This window comes from Brevundimonas sp. (genome assembly GCF_965278935.1).
Classification (GTDB): Bacteria; Pseudomonadota; Alphaproteobacteria; order Caulobacterales; family Caulobacteraceae; genus Brevundimonas.
This window is the reverse complement of record NZ_OZ257124.1, coordinates 2475906-2495896: the sequence shown is the minus strand read 5'-3', so window position 1 is coordinate 2495896 and position 19991 is coordinate 2475906. Positions and strand designations below refer to the sequence as shown.

Here is a 19991-nt window from a genome sequence, read left to right as displayed (position 1 = left end):
GCCATACGAGCGCCGGGAACCGGTCCGATGCGCGTCTTCCTTGCTTCCATTCCCTTGCCCGGCGCGACCATCGTGATCGTCGGCGAAGGCTCGGCCGCGGCCGCGAAGGCGCGTCTGTTCGATGGCTCCGGCGCCGAGGTCAGGTGGTTCGCCGGCCCGGCTGCCCAGGCCGAAGACGCCATCGCGCGCTGGCCCGCCGAGATGGATCTCGATGCCGCCCGGCTCGTCTTTATCGCCGTCGCGGATCCTGACCTGCGCGACCGAGTGGCCGCTTGGGGGCGCGCCCGAGGCGCCCAGGTCAATGTCGTCGACCAGCCGGCCCTCAGCGATTTCCATACTCCGGCGCTGATCGATCGCGACGGCGTCGTCGTCGGTATCGCCACCGGAGGTGTGGCGCCCGTTCTGGCGCGCGAGGTGAGGTCGCGTGTCGAGGCGGCTTTGCCGGCCGGTCTCGATCGTCTGGCCCGGCTTGCGGAAGGCCTGCGCCAGACCGTCATCGCAACCTTGCCCGACTTCACCGCGCGCCGACGGTTCTGGGAGGCAGCCTTCCGTGGCCCGGCCCGCGATCTCGCGGTCGAGGGCCGCACCGCTGACGCTCGCCGGCACATGCTCCGCCTGCTCAACACCGACGCCGCCCCGCCGGGCGTCGTCCATCTGGTGGGAGCCGGACCCGGGGATCCGGAGCTTCTGACGCTTAAGGCTTTGCGCGCGCTCCAGGATGCCGACGTCATCGTCCATGATCGTCTGGTGCCGACGGCCATTCTGGATCGGGCACGCCGCGACGCCCATCGGATCTATGTCGGCAAGCAGAGGAACGATCATTCCGTGCCCCAGGCCGAGATCGCCGACCTGCTGATCGCCGAGGCCCGCCAGGGTCACAGGGTGGTCCGGTTGAAGGGCGGCGATCCCTTCGTGTTCGGGCGAGGGGGAGAAGAACTGGAAGCTGTCCGCGCGGCCGGCGTCGATGTCGTCGTGGTCCCGGGCATCACGGCCGCGCTCGGCTGCGCCGCCGCGGCCGGGATCCCGCTGACCTACCGCGACCAAGCCCAGGCCGTGACCTTCGTCACCGCCGAGACCCGGCCGGGCGGCGTTGAAGCCGACTGGTCGGCCCTGTCCGCGCCCAATCACACCTTGGCGGTCTATATGGGTGTTTCCGGTGCCCGGACTGTTCAGGACCGTCTGATCTCCGGCGGTCGCGATCCCCGGACCCCGGTCGCGATCATCGAGAACGGATCCCGTCCGGATCAAAGGACATTCACCGGCCGGCTCGAAGACCTGGCTGAGCTGGTCCGGCGCGAAGCGGTCGCGAGCCCGGCCCTCCTCGTGGTCGGGGAGGTAGCCGCCTGGGCGGAGGCAGTGGGTAGCCGTCATTCAGAGGAAGCGGCAGCGTGAAGATACTGACCGCCAATCGTCTGTCGGACGGACGGGTCATCTATGCCGGCGTCACGGGTCGGCCGGTGTCCAGCTTCGGCCAGGCGGCGCGTTTCGTCGGCGAAGCGGCCGACCGCGCTCTCGAACGCGCGCTTCTGGAGCCGTCCGAATTCGTCGGTCCCTATCTGGTCAATGTCGAGGTCCACGGCCCGTCCGGGCGGGACCGGCTCAAGGAAACCATCCGCGCCCGAGGGCCGACGGTCGGTCACAGTCTGGATCACGCCTGATGTATCGCTACGACGAGTTCGACGCCGCCATTGTCCGCGAGCGGATCACCGAGTTCAGTGACCAGGTCGCCCGTCGCGTGTCCGGAGCCCTGACCGAGGATGAGTTCAAGCCGCTGCGGCTGATGAACGGCCTGTATCTGCAGCTTCACGCCTACATGCTTCGCGTCGCTATTCCCTACGGGACCATGGATGGCCGTCAGCTTCATCGTCTGGCCGACATCGCCCGGACCTATGACAAGGGTTACGGCCACTTCACGACCCGAACCAACATCCAGTTCAACTGGCCGGCCCTGAGCGACATTCCGGCGCTGCTTTCCGACCTCGCCGAGGTCGAGATGCATGCGATCCAGACGTCCGGAAACTGCATTCGCAACGTGACGACCGACGTCTTCGCCGGTTGCGCGGACGACGAGATCGAAGATCCGCGGCCCTGGTGCGAGATCCTGCGCCAGTGGTCGACGATCCACCCGGAATTCTCCTTCCTGCCGCGCAAGTTCAAGATCGCGGTGACCGGTGCGACCCGAGACCGCGCCGCGATCCGGACCCACGACGTCGGCTTGCAGATCGTGCGCGGGGAGGAGGGCGGCACGGCCTTCCGCGTCTTCGTCGGGGGCGGGCAGGGGCGTCTGCCGCACATCGCCCAGGAGATTGCGCCGGCCGTCCCGGCCGAGGACCTGCTGGCCTATCTGACCGCTATCTTGCGGGCCTGGAACCTTCTTGGGCGCCGCGACAATATCCACAAGGCGCGGATCAAGATTCTCGTCGCTTCCCTCGGCATCGACGCCTTTCGGGCCGAGGTTGATCGCCACTTCGCCACCCTGAAGCGGGAAGATCTCCGCATTCCGGAAGAGGAGGTCGCGCGCATCCAGACCTATTTCGCGCCGCCCGCGTTCGAGAGCCTGCCCAAGGTCAGCGATGCCTTCGACCGGACGATCCTGGCCGATCGCCAGTTCAGCCGGTTCGCGCGCAACAATGTGCGACGCCACAAACACCCCGGCTATGCGGCTGTCATCATTTCCCTGAAGCCACGCGGCGGCGTACCCGGAGATATCACCGCGGACCAGATGGATGCGGTCGCCGACCTGGCAACGGAGTATGCCTTCGACGAGGTCCGCGCGGCCTATGAGCAGAATCTGGTCCTGCCGCATGTGAAGCTCGACGACGTTCCCGAACTCTGGCGGCGACTATCGGCGCTGGGGCTGGCGACGCCCAACGCCGATCTCGTGACCGACATCATCGCCTGCCCGGGTCTCGACTACTGCAGCCTCGCCAACGCCCGATCTATCCCTGTCGCACAGGCCCTGTCCGAGCGGCTCGCCGACCCGGAGTTCCAGGACCGCCTCGGCCCGGTTCGGGTCAACATGAGCGGCTGCATCAATGCCTGTGGCCACCACCACGTCGGCCACATCGGGGTTCTCGGCGTGGATCGGAAGGGCGAGGAATACTACCAGATCACTCTGGGCGGCTCGCCGGACGAGACCGCCGCGCTCGGCGAGATCGTCGGTCGCAGCCTGCCGGCCGACGAGGTCGCACCCGCGGTCGAAAGGACGCTGAACCGATATCTCGAAATTCGCGAGGAGGGCGAGAGTTTCCTGGCTGCTGTGCGGCGGACCGGCGTCGCGCCGTTCCGGGACGCGATCTACGGGGGGCTCGATGCAGTGGCTTGAACAGGCGCCGGAAGGCGTCCGACTGCCGGTGACCGCCCCTCTCGAGGAGGTCGAGGCGGCGGCCCGTGACGCTGGAGTCATCATCCTTGAGTTCGATGCTTTCCGGGACGGGCGAGGCTTCTCTCTGGCCTCCGTGCTTCGCGAGCGGGGGTTCGCGGGTCAGCTGATCGCCGACGGTCGGCTGATCCCGGATCAGGTGCGGCACCTCCGTCGGACCGGTTTCGACGGCGTCGTCGTCGGCGCTGACGGCGACGTGGCCGCCTGGCGTCGAATGGACGGGGCATTCAGCGTGGCTTACCAGCCCGCGGTCAGCCGGGAGCTTCCGATCTGGCGTCGCGACCGCCGGTCGGCCGGCGCGCAAGCGGCCACTCCGCCTGTGCTGGAGGCGCCGAACCGCCCGCGTTTCACCGCCCGGGTCGCCGACGACTTCAATACCTACGTCAAGGAAGACCGGGCGGAATCGATCCTGTGGGTCGCGCTGAAGGACAATCAGGGCCTGCGCCCTGGGGTCCTGTCCTCGTTCGGAGCGGAATCCGCCGTCCTGTTGTCCCTCGTCGCCCGGATCGACCCGACCACGCCGATCGTCTTCATCGATACCGGGATGCATTTCCTCCAGACCCTGTCCTACCGTGATCTTCTGGCGCGCCATTTCGGCCTGACCGACATCCGGATCGCGACGCCCTTCAAAAGCGACCTCGAAGGCACGGATCCGTCCGGGGCTCTCTGGAGGACCGATCCCAACGCCTGCTGCGATGTCCGCAAGGTGCGCCCGCTGGATCGCGCCCTCGCCGACATCGACCTGGTCATCACCGGGCGAAAGCGTCACCAGACCGCTCATCGGGCGGACATGAAGGCGTTCGAGTTCTTCGAAGGCCGGGTGCGCGCCAATCCTTTGATAGGCTGGTCTGCCGACCAGATCGAAGAGCGGTTTGAAGCGGAGCGGCTGCCGCGTCACCCGCTCAGCCTGAACGGATACCCGTCCATCGGCTGTTGGCCCTGCACCCAGCCGGTGGAAGCGAACGACGCATCGCGTGACGGACGCTGGGCCGGAGCCAAAAAAACGGAATGCGGCATTCACCTCGTGCGTGAGGCACAGTCTGTCGGCTGATCCAGCCGAAACTCCGACTTCAAGAGAAAATCCCGTGACGTCTTCACGTTCAGTCCTCGACCTGATCGGTCAAACCCCGCTCATGCGCCTCAACCGCCTGTCCGAAGAGACGGGCTGCGAAATCCTCGGCAAGGCGGAATTCCTGAATCCCGGCCAGTCCATCAAGGATCGCGCCGCGCTGTCGATCATCCAGCGGGCGCGTGCCTCCGGCGAACTGCGGCCGGGCGGAACGATCGTGGAGGGGACGGCCGGGAACACAGGCATCGGGCTGAGCCTCGTCGGCGCGGCTCTTGGCCACCCGGCGGTGATCGTCATGCCGCGCACCCAGTCCGAAGAAAAGAAGCAGGCGTTGCGGGCCGTCGGCGCCCGGCTCGTCGAGGTCGATGCCGCGCCCTTTTCCAGTCCAAGCCACTTCGTCCATCACTCGGCGAGGCTCGCCAGAGAACTCGACGCCTCCCTTCCCAACGGGGCCTTCTGGTCCAATCAGTTCGACAACCTGTCCAACCGGTTGGCCCATTACGAGGGCACGGGCCCGGAAATCTGGGAGCAGACGCGCGGAAAGATCGACGCCTTCGTCAGCGTCGTCGGTTCCGGCGGCACGCTCGCCGGGGTGGGGGGCTTCCTCAAGGAACGCGATCCCGACATCCAGACCGCGCTGGCGGATCCCGCCGGGGCATCGCTGTTCAACTGGTTCACCAAGGGCGAGATGACGTCCGAGGGCACATCGATCACCGAAGGCATCGGTGTCGGCCGCATCACCGGCAACATCGAGGGCTTTACCCCGGATCACGCCTACAGGATCGAGGACGGGGAGTTCCTGCCGATCCTGTTCGATCTGATCGCCGAGGAGGGTTTGTCTCTCGGCGGCTCCAGCGGCGTCAATCTGGTGGCCGCCGTGCGGCTCGCACGCGAGTTGGGACCCGGCAAGACGATCGTCACCGTCCTCTGCGACCCGGGCTCCCGCTACGCATCGCGCCTGTTCAATCCCGAATTCCTGACCGCGCGGGGTCTGCCGACGCCGTCCTGGCTCAAACCCGCCTCCGCACCCAGCTGATGCAGACTTTCTCCTGGTCCTGCTCGTGGGGTCGCCCCGCAGATCGGGGAAGGTGCTGCCCGTCCGACCGTTTGCCTTGGCCGTCGGATTTCTGATCCTGGCCCTCGCAGCCTTCCAGCTTGCGGGTGCTTCGCCGGGAAAGCGGTGGAGCAGAAAAGCTGAAGTCAATGCCTGTAAGCCGCCATGAAAGTTTCGCTATTTCAGTTGCATGGCTTGGTACCTGATAGAAATACTAGGCCAGAAAGCAGAAAATCCGCGTTGCATCGATGTGCTCGGCCACCCCATCCAGACGAGGTCGCACCATCGCGTCGAGGGGGATTTCATGACCGTCACGGACTTCTTTGCAGCCCGATTGTTGCTTACCGCCGGCGCCATTGCGGCCTATGTCGGGGCGGCGACAGGCGTTGAAGCACGGACACAGACGCCGCGTCCCTCCGATCGCCAGGACAGCGTCGCCACCGTCGGCGACATCGTGGTTACGGCCCGGCGGCGCGAGGAACGCGCCCAGGACGTGCCGATCGCCCTGACCGTCGTAAACGAGGAACTGCTCGACCGGACCGGCGCCTACAACGTCGCCCAGGTCACCCAGCTGGCCCCCACCGTTCAGATACTTTCGTCCAACCCGCGCAATACCGCCGTCAGCATCCGCGGTCTCGGCGCCAGCTACGGACTGGCCAACGACGGTCTGGAGCAGGGCGTCGGCATCTATGTCGATCAGGTCTATTACGCCCGCCCGGCCTCCGCGACGCTCGACTTCGTGGATCTCGAGCGTATCGAAATCCTGCGCGGTCCGCAGGGCACGCTGTTCGGCAAGAACACGACCGCCGGCGCGTTGAACATCACGACCCAGACGCCGTCCTTCACGCCGCAGGGCCGCACGGAGCTGTCGATCGGCGACTACGGATTCCAGCAGGTGAAGGCCACCTTCTCCGGCCCGATCATCGCCGACACCCTGGCGGGCAGTCTTTCGGTGGTCTCGACGCGCCGCGACGGCATGGTCGAGAACGTCACCGCCGGCCGCGCCCAGAACGCCCAGGACTCTCTCGGACTTCGCGGCCAGCTGCTTTTCGAGCCGACCGACGCACTCCGCATCCGGCTGTTTGCAGACTACGCGGACCTGACGCCCGACTGCTGCACCCAGCTCTATGTGACCGCCGGCGTGACGTTGAAGCCCTTGGCGCAACAGTATGCCGCTCTTGCGGCGGGACGGCGGTACGCACCGCCCAGCACGAACCCCTACGACCGCCTCGCGGACGCCGACGGCCTGATCCGTGCCGACCAGGTTCACAGGGGTGTCTCGGCCATCGTCGATTACGACTTCGGCTTCGCCACCCTGACATCAATCTCCGCCTGGCGCGCCTGGACCTGGGGGCCTCGCAACGATCGGGACTACACCGCCCTCGATATCGTGCGTCGGTCCGAGAACCCGTCCTGGCAGGACCAGTGGAGTCAGGAACTGCGGCTGTCTTCCAACGGGTCCGCGCGGATCGACTGGACCGTCGGCCTCTATGCCTATCACCAGGCCGTCGAGACCCACGGGGTGACCGAGTACGGCATCGACGCCTCCTACTGGCTCCTGCCCGCCGGCACGCCTGACGCGCTGCTCAACGGCTACACGGTCTTCAACGACTCGCGGATCGAAACGGATTCCATCGCCGCCTTTGGCCAGTTCACCTGGAACGTTACCGACCGGCTGCATGTGACGCCGGGCCTTCGCTACACCTACGAAGAGAAGGCGGGGACCTACCAGAACACCACCCGGGGCGGCCTCGTCACGACCGACGCGACCCTGATTTCACGCCGCCTCGGCATCGCCCGTCCCCAGGCCTACGCGGCCGATTTCTCCGACGAGGATGTCTCGGGCCAGATCGCCATCTCCTATGACATCACGCCCGATGTCCTCGTCTATGGCAGCTATGCACGGGGTTATAAGTCCGCGGGCATCAACATGGCGGGCATTCCAAACCTGCCCAACGGCGAACCGGCCCTGAACAACGCCGTCGTCCGCCCCGAGGTAGTGACCACATGGGAAGCAGGCCTGAAGGTTCAGGCCTTTGATCGCCGGCTGACCGCCAACCTTGCAGCCTATCGCAGCGACGTGGACGACTATCAGACCAACGTCGTCGACACGGGGCCCGGCGCGCTCCGCGGCTATCTGGCCAATGCGGAGAAGGTGGAGATCCAGGGCGTCGAACTGGACGCCTTCGCCCGCCCCAACGACTCCATCGACCTGTTCGCCAACCTCGCCTGGTCGGACGCCCAATACGCCTCGTTCGCCAACGGCCCATGCCCTCTCGAACGTCTCGGCTCGACGACGGTCGCCTGCGATCTCAGCGGCGCCGATCTTCCCGGGGTCTCGCCCTGGGCCGGGGCGCTTGGGGGAGAAGTTCACAGAACGGGCAGCTACGTCGTCGGGTCCGGGGAGGTTTATGTCGGCGCCGAAGCCTCGTTCCGCTCGTCCTACAATTCGGACGCTTCGGTCTCGCGCTACACGGAGATCGACGGCTATTCGCTGCTGAATCTCCGCGCCGGTTTCCGCGCCGATAACGGATGGGAGGCATTCGCCTGGATCCGCAACGCGCTCGACGAGGACTATCTCCAGTTTGTCAGTCTGCAGTCCGGAAACTCGGGCCTCGTCGTCGGCAGCCCCGGCGATCCGCGCACGGTCGGCGTGACGGTGCGGGCGAGCTTCTGATCGTCGTCGGACAGCGGGCGGGGGGAATGGTAGCGGCGGGGGATGATCCCTGTCCGCGACCGCTCCGGGCCTGAATCCAGCAATGCCCCGGCAAACCCCACCGCGCACGGTAAGGCCATTTGACCAAGTGGTCAGGCCAAAATAGTCTTCCTCCCGTGTGAAGCGTTTTGGCGGATAGCGGGGCTGCGGAGTGGGCACGGGAAATGGTCGAATGAGAGCCGTCGCGACGGCGCTGGCGTTGATCCTTCTTTTCGCCGGTCAATCGCGAGCCGAGGACTATGCGATTTTCAGTCCCCAGGCCGGTTCGGCGCTCTCTTCGCTCGGCGCGTCCCCATCCGCCGCGGCGACGATCACCGCTGCCGACGCCGCGCTGGCGCGCACGCCCGGTCCGCTTGCCGTGGTGCATACGGAAGGGACGCTGCCGGGGCAGGGCATTCGCGACGAAAGCCTCGTGGCGCGACGCGACCTGCCGGCGATGCTCGACCTGGCGCTCGCCTGGCGCATCACCGGCGAGCGGAGATATCTCGATGCGGCCGACCGGTTTCTTCGAGCCTGGGCCGGGACCTACATCGTGTCGCTCAACCCGATCGACGAGACGAATTTCGACGCCATGATCTTGGCCTACGATCTGACCGAACCGAATCTTCCAGCCGGGACACGGGCAGCCGTGGACGGCTTTCTGCGCAATCTCGCCAGCGGCTATCTGGACGACATGGACGGCGCGCCCAAACATTTCTACACCAACTGGCAGAGCCACAGGATCAAGGTCGCGGCGCTGGCGTCCTTCCAGCTCGGTGATGCACGCCTGATCGAGCGCACCTTCGAGGACTATCAGAAGCACGTGGCGACCAACGTCCTGGCCGACGGGACGGTGTTCGACTTCTACGAACGCGATGCGATCCACTACGTGCTCTACAATGTCGATCCCATGATGATGGCCGGCCTGGCCGCAAAGGCGCACGGCCTGGACTGGTTCGACTGGAAGAATGCTTCCGGGACCGGCGTCTCGTCAGTGATCGACTGGCTGACGCCCTATGTCGAAGGAACGCGGACCCATCAGGAGTTTGTCCATTCGCGGATCGCGTTCGACGCCCAGCGCCTCGCGGCAGGCCAGACGGAATACGCCGGTCCGTGGATGCCGGAGCGGGCCGTCAACACCCTAGCGCTCGCGAGCCTGCTCGACGATCGACATTCCGCCGCGTTCGAGAGGCTGCTCGCGACGACCGAACGACGCCCGCCTTCGTGGATGACACTGTATAATGAGACTCGTCAGGCCAATTCCAGAAGTGGCTTGACCAATTGAGATAACGTCGTACCTTGCCGCTCAGCCGTCGCTTGAGAACGGCACGGGGTTGGAAACATGATCAGACAACGGGTGTTCCTTCTGGGAGCCGTGAGCGCGTTCGCGTTAAGCGGCGCTCTCTGTTCCGCCGACGATGCCGCCGCGCAGACGGCCGGTAATCCTCAGACGCCACAGACCGGCACGGCGGCATCGGACGTCCTGCAGCAGGAAGCCAACGACAGGCTCGACGAAGTTGTCGTCACCGGCTTCCGCGGCGCCTACGCCAGCGCCCTGGCGACCAAGCGAAGTTCGGACCAGATCACGGACTCGATCTCGTCGGATGGTCTGGGCCGCTTCCCCGATCTCAACGTCGGCGAGGCCATCCAGCGTCTGCCGGGCGTACAGATCAATCGCGAGGCCGACTCGCGCAACGCCACGATCAGTCTGCGCGGGCTGCCCGGCTCCTTCGCGCGGACGACCCTGAACGGATCCGGCTTCGCCGATCCCATCCTGTCGACCTCGACCAACATGGCGTCGATGCCGCTGGGTGCGTTCAACTCCGACATCTTCTCGGGGATCACCATCATCAAGTCACCCGACGCCTCAAACGTCGCCGGCGGCCTGTCGGGCATCATCGACCTGCGGATCGCGCCGGCCCTGTCGCGTCGGGACGGCGGCTTCGTGAAGGCCGCCTACGAATACAATGAGCTGGGGAGCCAAGGCTCGCCGTCCTACACGGTCGGCTACAACACCCACCTGAGCGAGGATTTCGCGGTCTTCGGCACCCTGGCCTTCAAGGAAGAGAATTTCCGCCGCGACTCGATCACGGTCAACAGTTGGGCGAACCGCCTGGGTTCGATCCAGGTCGGCAATCAGGGCGTGCCGGGCACGAACCCGGTCTATGACGCCCTGATCGCGGCGAACCCGGGCGGGGTCTATTATCCGAGCCAGGTGCGTCAGTTCGTGCGCCAGAACCGCGGCGACGTGTTCACGGGCGCGGCGGGCTTCGAGTGGCAGGCGACCAATGAGGTCCGGTTCGGGCTGACTGGCTTCTACACGAAGCGTCAGCTGGACGAGGGGACCAACCACCTCCTCTATATCGAGAACGGCGCGGGCCAGAACACCAACACGGCGTTGAACGCGACCTCGGCCGTCACCCGGTTCACCAGCCTCGGCACACCCTATGTGGCGGCGGACGGACGGGCCTACATCAACGAGTTCTCGTCGGTGAACGCCCAGACCTTCGACTCCATCCGGTCCGAGCCGGTGACGCAGCAGGTGTGGGCCATCAACCCGACGGTGACGTTCGAGAACGACGAGTGGCATGCGACGCTGGAGGGCACGATCTCCCGCGCCGAGGCCCGGTCCGACCAGATCGAACTGGACATCGTCCAGAACGCCAATCGCAACCTGGGACCGGCGGGCCTGAACGGAATCACGTCGTCGGTCTTCACCGGCGGATCGGATCTGTCCCGGTTCCGCATCGCGCTGAACACCCCCAACGCGACCCACATTCCGGCGGGCGGATATACAATCCCCGTGGCCTCCAACTCCGTGACCCAGGTCGGCGCCGTGATGCCGGGTCAGCTGGCGACGGTCCCCGGCGACCGCTTCGGCGTCACGGGCACCAACGGTCAGGCGCTGACCGAACTGGACGCTGTCCAGTTCGATCTGGAGCGGACCCTGACCGGGTCGTTCCTGTCCTCCCTGATGGGTGGTCTGAGGTTTGAATCGACCTCCTTCGCCTCGAGCGGATCGCGCAACAGCGCCATGGGCATCAACCTGGCCGGGCTAACCCAGTCGGTCTCGGAGGTGAACCCCTACGTCGGCGACTTCTTCGGCGGTCAGGCCGGCGGCTACACCCAGGCCTGGCGCAGCGTGAACGTGCGTCAGGTGCTGGCCGCGATCACCCCGGTGAACACGGCCCTGCGGACCGCAACCAACCCGAATGGCCTCACCAACCAGTTCCTGCTCGATCCCACGACCGGCGTGTTCCTGACCACCTACGGGCTGGTGAACAACTACTGGGATCCGAACTACTGGAACAACAACTTCACCAACTCGAACGACACCTTCTCGGCCTATGCGATGGCCAGGTTCGACACCGAGGTGTTCGGCTTCCCGACCAGAGGCAATGTCGGGGTCCGTTACGAGCGCCTCGACACGTCGATCGTCGCCCTGGATTGTCAGGGGTGTTCGTCGGTGCGGTCCACCGCGCCGGGGGCTGTGAACCACTTCGTCACCGAGCGCAGCTATGACAGCGAACACGACTATCTGCTGCCGTCGGCGATGGTCAAAGTCGAGCTCAAGGACGACCTGCTGCTGCGTGCGGCCTACTACCGGACCTACGTGCGTCCCCAGCCGCGCGACAACGTCCCGATCACCTCGGTGCTCACGCCGGACCCGGCCGTCGTCAACTCGCCCTATACGATCACGATCGGCGCCACGAACCTGTCGCCCTACACCTCCGACGCCTACGACCTGGCGCTGGAGTGGTACAACCGGCCGGGCGGCGTGTTCGCCATCTCGCTCTATCAGAAGGATGTCGACGGCTACATTGGGCCGATCGTTGATCCGACCCGTCTGTGCCCGTCCAACGGCCTGATCAACGGCGTCGATTTCGGCCTCGGGCCGTTGACCATCTCGGGCACGAACTGCCTGACCTCAGCGGGCGTCCAGGTCCAGGCCAGCGGCAGCACCAACCAGGATCCGATCACGGTGCGGGGCGCGGAACTCGCCGTTCAGCAGAACCTCGACTTCCTGCCGGGCTGGCTGTCCCACTTCGGGGGCGCAGCCAACTTCACCTATATCGACATCGAAGGCACGACGGGTGCGGGCGTCCCGATCACCTTGCCCAATGTGTCGCGCAAGAACCTCAACTTAATCGGCTATTACGAGACCGACCAGTTCGGCATCCGCCTGACCTGGAACTGGCGCGGCGACTACGACCTGGCCGCCGGCAACAGCTTTGTGGGCGACGCCCGCACGGTGGAGTCGCGCTCCCAGCTCGACGCCTCGGCCTCGTACAATGTCACCGACCGCATCACCCTGTCGGCGGACGCGTTCAACCTGACCGATGCGACCCGGTCGGAGTACCAGTCCGACCCCATGCTGCCGCGCCGTATCGACTACGACGGACGGACGTATCAACTGACACTACGCGCCACCTTCTAGAACAAACTCCCCCGAAACTGGGTATGGAGGGCGACCCTGGTCGTCCTCCGTCTTCTTCCCCGGACTAACCATGAACTTCCACGACAGAGCGACAGAGACGAAGGCGGGCCTGACCGGGCATGCGCCGCGCGTGGAGCCGATCGCCCGGGTTCAGGTCATCGTCACCTGTCCCGGGCGCAACTTCGTCACCCTGAAGCTGACGACCGAGAGTGGCGTCACGGGTCTGGGCGACGCGACCCTCAATGGGAGGGAGATGGCGGTGGTCGCCTATCTCGAGGAGCATATCGCGCCCTTGCTGATCGGTCGCGACGCCCACCGGATCGAGGACGCCTGGAACACTCTCCATCGCGGAGCCTACTGGCGCGGCGGGCCGGTCGACATGACCGCCCTGGCGGCCGTCGATGTGGCTTTGTGGGACATCAAGGCCAAGCTGGCGGGACTGCCGCTCTACCAGCTGCTGGGCGGCGCGAGCCGGAACGGCGTCACCGTTTACGGCCACGCCAACGGCGAGACGATCGATGACACGATCGCCGAGGCGCGCAAATACGTCGCCATGGGCTACAAGGCCGTGCGCCTCCAGTCCGGCGTGCCGGGCATGGCCAGCACCTACGGCGTGTCGAAGGACAAGATGTTCTACGAACCGGCGGACGGAAGCCTGCCGACCGAGAACCGGTGGTCGACCCGCCGCTACATGAACAGCGTCCCGGATCTGTTCGCCGCCGCGCGGGACGCCTTGGGCTGGGACATCGATCTCCTGCACGACGTGCATCACCGCCTGACGCCGATCGAGGCCGGGCGGCTGGGCAAGGATCTCGAACCGTACCGCCTGTTCTGGCTGGAGGACGCGGTCCCCGCCGACAATCAGGCGGCCTTCCGCACGATCCGCGCTCATACGACCACGCCATTGGCGGTGGGGGAGGTCTTCTCCTCGATCTGGTCGTGCAAGACCCTGATTGAGGAGGGGCTGATCGACTACATCCGCGCCACCGTGGTTCACGCGGGCGGCATCACCCACCTGCGCAAGATCGCGGCCCTCGCCGATATCCACCACGTCAAGACCGGCTGTCACGGCGCCACCGACCTGTCGCCCGTGACGATGGCCGCGTCCCTCCATTTCGGTCTGTCGGTATCGAACTTCGGCCTGCAGGAATACATGCGCCACACGGTCGAGACCGATGCGGTCTTCCCGCACGCCTATCGGTTCGCCGACGGCATGATGCACCCGGGCGACGCGCCGGGCCTGGGCGTAGAGCTGGACGAGAGCCTGGCCTCGACCTTCCCCTACAAGCGCGCTTATCTGCCGGTGAACCGGCTCGAGGACGGAACCGCCTTCTATTGGTGAAACGCCATTGAGGCCGGACGCGCGCGCGGGCCGCCGCTCCCGGGATCGGCCCGCCGTCGGACGCCGTCAGACGGCCAGACGGGTTCGATCGGCTTCGAGGAAGGCGACCACGTCGGCGACCGACGTGCGCGGGTTCCGCGTATGCGGATAGGCGTGGGCGGTACGGGGTTTGCGGTCGAACCAGATCTCGTCGACGACTTCCGGAGGACGCGTCGCGGCCAGCCAATCGATGGTGTCTGCGCCCTCGTGATCGTTGCGAAGGATGGGCGCCAGAACCTTGCGGAACTTGGGCAGAGAGGTCTTCACCCCGGCGGTGTCGGCCCAGCCCGGATGGACCGCATAGGTCTTGATCCCGTCGGCGGCCCAGACGGCGCGCCAGTGTTCGGCCAAGGCCAGCTGCGCCCGCTTGTGCGCGGCATAGGCGGCGAACCCGTTGAAATGCTCCTCGGGGATGTTGAGCATCTTCTTGTTGAGGCCGAGGTTGTAGAGGCCGCCGGAGACGACGTTGATCACCACCGCACCGGGCTTCAGTTCGGCCGCCTTGTGCAGGTCCTCGGTCAGAATCCAGTGGCCCAGAAGGTTCGTGGCATAGGACGTCTCGAGTCCTTCCGGGGTCGCCTGATAGTGGCGCATGAGCAGGCCGACGTTGTTCACGACGACATCGAACTTCACCGCCGCAAGCTCGGGACGTTTCGACAGACCGGCGACCGCCGCCATCGATGACAGGTCGCAGGTGACGGGGATGATCTTGCCCGGCCCCCTGGCCTCGCGGACCAGGTCGCCGAGCGCCTGAACGTTGCGGCCGATGGCGTAGACTGTCGCCCCCTTGGCCGTCGCCCGCAGCGCCGTGGCCTTGCCGAGACCGCCCGTGGCGCCGGTGACCAGCCAGTTCTGACCGGAATAATTGGCTTTCACCGGCTTGAACGGCAGGCCGCGCGCGACATAGCCGACGCGGGTAAAGGACGGTGCGAAGCGGGCGTAGAAGTTCGCCGACTTGATCAGCGCCTGCCAGAAGGGGGGCTCGGCCATGAGAGTCTCTCCACGCGACCCGTTGTCGCTTGCGTAAACACACTAATCGTTCAGCAGTGCTTGGCAAGCGGCTTGCGTTTATGGACTTATACGGTCAGCGTTGAGGGATCGGGACGCGGCGACAGCGTCGGGAGGCGTGATGACCAGACCCATTCGGGTGATCCAGTGGGCGACGGGCTCGATGGGCAAGACCTGTCTGCGGGCGGTGCTGGACGACGACCGGTTCCATCTCGTCGGTCTGTTCGTCTACGGGGAGGCCAAGGCCGGACGTGACGCCGGAGACATCGCACGGCGGCCCGAGACCGGGGTGATCGCCACCCGGTCGATCGAGGAGATTCTGGCCCTGGACGCCGACGTGGTCATCCATACGCCGATGCTGTCCGCCCCCTATGTCGGCCACGATGCGGATGTGAAGCGACTGCTGGAATCCGGCAAGAACGTCGTCAGCATCAACCACTATTTCGAGCCTGCGGCCCTCGGTCTCGCCTATGCGAACGGGCTGGCGAAGAGCGCGTTGAGAGGTGGGGCGACCTTGGCCGGGACCGGCGTCAACCCAGGCTGGGTAGCGGAGCGGATGGCCGTCAACGCGGTCTCGCTGTGTCTGTCGCACCGGAACATCGCGACCCGCGAGATCATCGACTGCACAACGGTTCCGAACCCGGACTATGTCTTTGGAGCGCTCGGTTTCGGGTCGCCTCCGGGAGAAATCGACCTGACGGACGGGCCGCTGGCCGAGACCTTCACCGCCATGTTCTCGCAGAGTGTGGAGGGTCTGGCCCAGAGGCTCGGCCTCTCCCTCGACCGGTTCGAGTCGGACCATGCAGTCAGCCTGGCGGAGCAAGACCTGAACATCGCGGCAGGGGTCATCCCGAAGGGCACGGTCTCGGCCACGACCTGGCGCGTGCACGGCCTGATCGACGGGGTGCGGCGTATCACCCATGAGGTCAACTGGATCATGGATCCGACCCAGGCGCCTTTCGCCGGCAAGCCGCATTGGGAGATCGAGGTCGACGGCCTGCCGGGCGTGCGTATCGCCATGGACCTTATGGACACCGCCCCCGACGGCGTCCGCACGAAGCCGGAGCAGTTCGCCGTGGCGGCGATGGTGTTGCAGGCCATTCCCCGCCTGGTCGCCGCCCCGCCGGGCCTTTTTCGACTCTAGAACGGCCCGACCCGACTTGCCCGCTAACGCAAGTCATGTCACTTTCGTTTCAAGACTGAATAACAGTCATCGGAGGATACCCAGATGGCCGACCGCGACCCTGAGGTTCAGGCTCTTCTCGACAAGAAGGCGATCGAGGAGGTGCTGCTGAAGTTCCTGCGCGGCTGCGATCGCGCCGACGTCGATCTGGTGGAGCGCGCCTACTGGCCCGACGGCTGGGAGGATCATGGCGGCACCTTCGACGGGCCTGCGTCCGATTGGGTGGCCGTGATCAAGGAGCGCCTGCCCAAGGCCGGGCTGATGAATCACATGGCCATGAACCTGATCGTCGATCTGAAGTCGGCGACCACGGCGACCGCCGAATGCTACATTCTCACCGCCTCGCGCCTGACGGTGAAGGGGCAAGAGTTCGACACCCGGACCCTGGCCCGCTGCGTCGATCAGATGGAAAAGCGCGGCGATGAGTGGCGCATCCTGCGCCGTACCATGTGCTGGGAATGGAACGAGGAGCACGAGCTCTCCGAGACCTGGGCGCGCGGGGCGATCACCCGGGACGCCTCGCTGCTGCGGCGCGGGGCCAAGAAGCCCGACGACATCATCTATACTGCGGCCTGAGGCGAGCGCATGGACATCCAGGGGTCAGTCGCGATCGTCACAGGAGCCAACCGGGGCATCGGCGAAGGCTTCGTTCACGTGCTGATCGAGCAGGGGGCCGCCAAGGTCTATGCCGCCGCTCGCGACCCTGCCTCGGCCAGACACCTCGAGGACGCCTATCCCGGCAAGGTCGTGGCGGTTCGGCTCGACGTGTCGAAACCCGAGCAGATCGTCGAGGCCGCCGCCGCCTGTCCTGACGTGTCGGTGGTGGTCAACAACGCCGGTGTCTCCACTGGCAAGTTCCTGATCGGCGCCGACGACATGTCGGCGATGCGCGAGGAGATGGAGGTCAATTATTTCGGCCCCGTCGCGATGTCTCGCGCCTTCGCGCCTGTGCTCAAGGCCAACGGCGGCGGGGCGATCCTGAACGTCCTGTCGGTCGCGGGCATCGTCGCCGTGCCGAACATGGGGGGGTACAGCCCGTCGAAGTTCGCCATGCGGGCGGCGGGGTCCTGCATCCGCGCCGAGCTGGCCGGGCAGGGGACCAGCGTCACCTCCCTGATCGTCGGCTCGGTCGACACCCGGATGGCCTCGCATGTGAAGGGGGCCAAGGAGGCGCCCGAGGACATCGCGCGGGCCGCCATGAAGGGCATCACCCGGGGCGTCGACGAAATCGACACCGACCGGTTCGCGATCGAGAGCCGCGCCGCCCTGGCCCGAGATCCCAAGGGGATGGAACGGGGCATGGCCAAGATGCTGCACGCCAAGGAACTGTCGACCGGCCGCTAGAGCCGCTCACGAGGGGGAGACCACACCATGCCGCCCATCACCGAAATCCTGAGCATCCTCGGGATCAACTTCCTGATCGCTGCGGCGTCCTTCGTCATCCTGTGGCGGGTCGGGTGCGCGATCAAGGACGTGTCCTTCGTCGATGCCTGGTGGGCGCTGGGTCTGGCTCTGATGGCGGTGACGACCTTCTTCATGGCCGACGGTGCGCCCGAGCGGATGCAGCTCATTACCGTCCTCACCTGCGTCTGGGGGCTGCGCCTGGGGCTCTACATCCTCTGGCGCTGGCGCTCGCACGGCCCGGACAGGCGCTATGTGAAGATGTTGGACCGGGCCATGGAGGGGAAGGGCTGGAGCTTCGGCAAGGCTTCGTGGCGGATGGTCTTCATGACCCAGGCGCCGATCCTGTGGGCCACCAGCCTGCCGGTGCAACTGGGGCAGCTGTCGTCGACGCCGGCGGAGGTCGGGACCCTGGGCTGGGCCTGCGCCGCTCTGGTGGTGTTCGGCATCTGCTTCGAAAGCTTGGCGGATTACCAGCTGGTGAAGTTCAAGGCGGACCCGGCGAATGCGGGCAAGGTCTTCGACAGCGGGCTGTGGCGCTACACGCGGCACCCGAACTATTTCGGCGACCTGTGCACCTGGTTCGGCCTGTTCGGCATCGCCGCCGAGACGACGCTGGGCCTGTTCGGGATCGTCGGGCCGCTGCTGCTTCTGGTCCTGTTCCTCAAGTATTCGGGCGGCCCGTCCTACGAGAAGCGGCTGACCTATCACCGGCCCGGCTATGCTGATTATATCGCTCGGACCAGTTCGCTGATCCCCTGGCCGCCGAAGAAGGCGGCCGTCGTGGAGCCGAAGTCCGCCGCATGATCAGACCCGCCCGGCCGCGCATGATGTCCACCCCGGGGGTCGCCATGCCGGCGCCCCGGGCGGTCGGATCCCTGTTGAACGTCCATGCGGAGCGGGACCCGGACCGTCCGGCCCTGACCTTCGAAGGTCAGACCCTGACGCGGCGGGAACTGGCGGAACGGGTCAACCGGCGGGCGCGGACCCTGGCGAAGGCCGGTGTGGTCGAGGGCGATTTCGTCGCCATCGCCCTGCCGAATTGCCCGGCGTTTCTGGAGATGGCCTTCGCGGTCTGGGCGTTGGGGGCGACGCCGGCGCCCTTGTCGCACAAGCTGCCGGCGATCGAACTGGCGGGCATCCTCAAGCTGCTGCAGCCGCGCCTGATCGTGATCGAGGATGCGGCCAGGGCCGGCGACACGCCGCGCCTGTCGGAGGCGGAGACCTATGATGCGTCGGCCGATCCTTCGCCCTTGCCGGAGATCGTGTCGAAACATCTGAAGGCCATCGCCAGCGGCGGCTCGACCGGGCGACCCAAGGTCATCGTCGACATGGCCCCGGCCATGGCCGACCCCGACGTCCTGCTGCTCGGCATGATCCCCGAGGATGTGCTGCTGAACCCCGGGCCGCTGTATCACGCCGCGCCGTTCGGCATGACCTGCTTCGCCATGGGCTGGGGCCTGCACATCGTCCTGATGCCGCGCTTCGATGCGGAAGAGACGCTCAGGCTGATCGACCGATACAGGGTCAGCTGGCTGTTCCAGGTGCCGACGATGATGCACCGCATCTGGTCCCTGCCCGACGAGGTGAAGGCGAAATACGACGTGTCGTCGCTGGACGCCGTCATGCATATCGCCGCCGCCTGTCCGCCCTGGTTGAAGCAGAGATGGATCGAGTGGGTGGGGCCGGAGACGGTCTGGGAGATCTACACCGGGACCGAGGCCTTGGGCGGGACCGGCATTCGCGGGGTCGAATGGCTGGATCACCCGGGGTCGGTCGGCAAGGTCCTGCCTGGCTACGAGATGAAGGTGCTGGACGAGGCGGGCGAGGTCTGCGCGCCGGGCGAGGTCGGCGAGATCTACTTCATGCCGCTCAGGGGGCAGGGGAGCACGTACAAATATCTGGGCGCCGAGCCGCGGGCGAACGGGACGTTCGAGACCCTGGGCGACATGGGATATGTCGACGAGGACGGCTGGTTGTATCTGGCCGACCGGCGGGTGGACATGATCGTGTCGGGCGGCGCTAACGTCTATCCGGCCGAGGTCGAGGCCGCGATCGACAGCTTCCCCGGCGTCCAGTGCAGCGTGGTGGTGGGGCTGCCTGATCCCGACTTCGGACAGCGGGTTCACGCGATCGTGGAGACGGCGGACGGGCGGCTGGATCAGGCGGGGCTGAACGCCTTCCTCGCCGAGCGGATCGCGCCCTACAAGCGGCCGCGCTCGCTGGAGGTCACGACCGAACGGCTGCGTGACGATGCGGGCAAGGTGCGGCGGTCGGCGTTGCGGGCCGAGCGGATGCAAGGCGTCTAGAGGCGCGGATTGGACTCGGGGAACACCGAGTCCAACGAGTCCAACTCTGAATGCAACCTTGCATTTTATTG

At 66.2% G+C, this 19991-nt stretch carries 15 protein-coding genes; 14 read left to right on the top strand and 1 reads right to left on the bottom strand.

The genetic code is table 11. The features are described 5' to 3' along the window. The first annotated feature begins 27 nt into the window (after positions 1-27). The 9 genes from cysG to manD all read left to right on the top strand — a co-directional run bounded on the left by cysG (position 28) and on the right by manD (position 13980). On the top strand, positions 28-1392 hold the full coding sequence (gene cysG, locus ACQY68_RS12515; protein WP_428149757.1) for a siroheme synthase CysG: 1365 nt from the start codon (positions 28-30) through the stop codon (positions 1390-1392). Continuing rightward, positions 1389-1658 carry a DUF2849 domain-containing protein gene (locus ACQY68_RS12510; protein ID WP_428149756.1) on the top strand — a complete coding sequence of 90 codons (270 nt, stop codon included), beginning with the start codon at positions 1389-1391 and terminating at the stop codon, positions 1656-1658. Before cysG ends, ACQY68_RS12510 begins: the two co-directional genes overlap by 4 nt. Then, positions 1658-3325, top strand: coding sequence for a nitrite/sulfite reductase (locus ACQY68_RS12505; protein WP_428149755.1), 1668 nt, complete (start codon positions 1658-1660; stop codon positions 3323-3325). Before ACQY68_RS12510 ends, ACQY68_RS12505 begins: the two co-directional genes overlap by 1 nt. Continuing rightward, on the top strand, positions 3312-4433 hold the full coding sequence (locus ACQY68_RS12500; RefSeq protein ID WP_428149754.1) for a phosphoadenylyl-sulfate reductase: 1122 nt from the start codon (positions 3312-3314) through the stop codon (positions 4431-4433). Before ACQY68_RS12505 ends, ACQY68_RS12500 begins: the two co-directional genes overlap by 14 nt. A gap of 82 nt (positions 4434-4515) precedes the next feature. After that, complete coding sequence (locus ACQY68_RS12495; RefSeq protein WP_428152658.1) at positions 4516-5487, top strand: cysteine synthase A; 972 nt, start codon at positions 4516-4518, stop codon at positions 5485-5487. A gap of 322 nt (positions 5488-5809) precedes the next feature. Next, a complete protein-coding gene (locus tag ACQY68_RS12490; RefSeq protein ID WP_428149753.1) occupies positions 5810-8182 on the top strand; it encodes a TonB-dependent receptor in 2373 nt (790 codons plus the stop codon). Between the two features lie 211 nt (positions 8183-8393). Then, a complete protein-coding gene (locus tag ACQY68_RS12485; RefSeq protein ID WP_428149752.1) occupies positions 8394-9485 on the top strand; it encodes an alginate lyase family protein in 1092 nt (363 codons plus the stop codon). A gap of 57 nt (positions 9486-9542) precedes the next feature. After that, positions 9543-12638, top strand: a complete 3096-nt coding sequence (locus tag ACQY68_RS12480; RefSeq protein WP_428149751.1) for a TonB-dependent receptor — start codon at positions 9543-9545, stop codon at positions 12636-12638. 70 nt (positions 12639-12708) lie between these two features. Further along, the gene (gene manD / locus ACQY68_RS12475) at positions 12709-13980 is read left to right on the top strand and encodes a D-mannonate dehydratase ManD (protein ID WP_428149750.1); all 1272 of its coding nucleotides are present in this window, start codon (positions 12709-12711) and stop codon (positions 13978-13980) included. A 66-nt stretch (positions 13981-14046) separates the two neighbouring features. Here the strand turns inward: manD and ACQY68_RS12470 are convergent, their stop codons facing one another. Continuing rightward, the gene (locus ACQY68_RS12470) at positions 14047-15009 is read right to left on the bottom strand and encodes an SDR family NAD(P)-dependent oxidoreductase (protein WP_428149749.1); all 963 of its coding nucleotides are present in this window, start codon (positions 15007-15009) and stop codon (positions 14047-14049) included. Positions 15010-15148: 139 nt separating this feature from the next. On the opposite strand from ACQY68_RS12470, the gene ACQY68_RS12465 reads away from it, so the two are divergent. The 5 genes from ACQY68_RS12465 (at position 15149) to ACQY68_RS12445 (ending at position 19920) form a co-directional block, all read left to right on the top strand. After that, a complete protein-coding gene (locus ACQY68_RS12465) occupies positions 15149-16171 on the top strand; it encodes an NAD(P)H-dependent amine dehydrogenase family protein (RefSeq protein WP_428149748.1) in 1023 nt (340 codons plus the stop codon). Positions 16172-16255: 84 nt separating this feature from the next. Then, a complete protein-coding gene (locus tag ACQY68_RS12460; RefSeq protein WP_428149747.1) occupies positions 16256-16786 on the top strand; it encodes a nuclear transport factor 2 family protein in 531 nt (176 codons plus the stop codon). Positions 16787-16795: 9 nt separating this feature from the next. Continuing rightward, on the top strand, positions 16796-17554 hold the full coding sequence (locus tag ACQY68_RS12455) for an SDR family oxidoreductase (RefSeq protein WP_428149746.1): 759 nt from the start codon (positions 16796-16798) through the stop codon (positions 17552-17554). A gap of 27 nt (positions 17555-17581) precedes the next feature. Then, entirely contained in the window at positions 17582-18418 is an 837-nt protein-coding gene (locus tag ACQY68_RS12450) for a DUF1295 domain-containing protein (protein WP_428149745.1), read from the top strand. After that, positions 18415-19920: an AMP-binding protein gene (locus ACQY68_RS12445; protein WP_428149744.1), complete on the top strand. Its 1506-nt coding sequence runs from the start codon at positions 18415-18417 to the stop codon at positions 19918-19920. The genes ACQY68_RS12450 and ACQY68_RS12445 overlap by 4 nt, the downstream gene beginning before the upstream one ends. Positions 19921-19991: the final 71 nt, after the last annotated feature.

Coding starts and splice junctions, on each gene's coding strand:
- cysG (WP_428149757.1), top strand. CDS start 28: ATGCGCGTCTTCCTTGCTTCCATTCCCTTGCCCGGCGCGACCATCGTG.
- ACQY68_RS12505 (WP_428149755.1), top strand. CDS start 1,658: ATGTATCGCTACGACGAGTTCGACGCCGCCATTGTCCGCGAGCGGATC.
- ACQY68_RS12500 (WP_428149754.1), top strand. CDS start 3,312: ATGCAGTGGCTTGAACAGGCGCCGGAAGGCGTCCGACTGCCGGTGACC.
- ACQY68_RS12495 (WP_428152658.1), top strand. CDS start 4,516: ATGCGCCTCAACCGCCTGTCCGAAGAGACGGGCTGCGAAATCCTCGGC.
- ACQY68_RS12490 (WP_428149753.1), top strand. CDS start 5,810: ATGACCGTCACGGACTTCTTTGCAGCCCGATTGTTGCTTACCGCCGGC.
- ACQY68_RS12485 (WP_428149752.1), top strand. CDS start 8,394: ATGAGAGCCGTCGCGACGGCGCTGGCGTTGATCCTTCTTTTCGCCGGT.
- ACQY68_RS12480 (WP_428149751.1), top strand. CDS start 9,543: ATGATCAGACAACGGGTGTTCCTTCTGGGAGCCGTGAGCGCGTTCGCG.
- manD (WP_428149750.1), top strand. CDS start 12,709: ATGAACTTCCACGACAGAGCGACAGAGACGAAGGCGGGCCTGACCGGG.
- ACQY68_RS12470 (WP_428149749.1), bottom strand. CDS start 15,009: ATGGCCGAGCCCCCCTTCTGGCAGGCGCTGATCAAGTCGGCGAACTTC.
- ACQY68_RS12465 (WP_428149748.1), top strand. CDS start 15,149: ATGACCAGACCCATTCGGGTGATCCAGTGGGCGACGGGCTCGATGGGC.
- ACQY68_RS12460 (WP_428149747.1), top strand. CDS start 16,256: ATGGCCGACCGCGACCCTGAGGTTCAGGCTCTTCTCGACAAGAAGGCG.
- ACQY68_RS12455 (WP_428149746.1), top strand. CDS start 16,796: ATGGACATCCAGGGGTCAGTCGCGATCGTCACAGGAGCCAACCGGGGC.
- ACQY68_RS12450 (WP_428149745.1), top strand. CDS start 17,582: ATGCCGCCCATCACCGAAATCCTGAGCATCCTCGGGATCAACTTCCTG.
- ACQY68_RS12445 (WP_428149744.1), top strand. CDS start 18,415: ATGATCAGACCCGCCCGGCCGCGCATGATGTCCACCCCGGGGGTCGCC.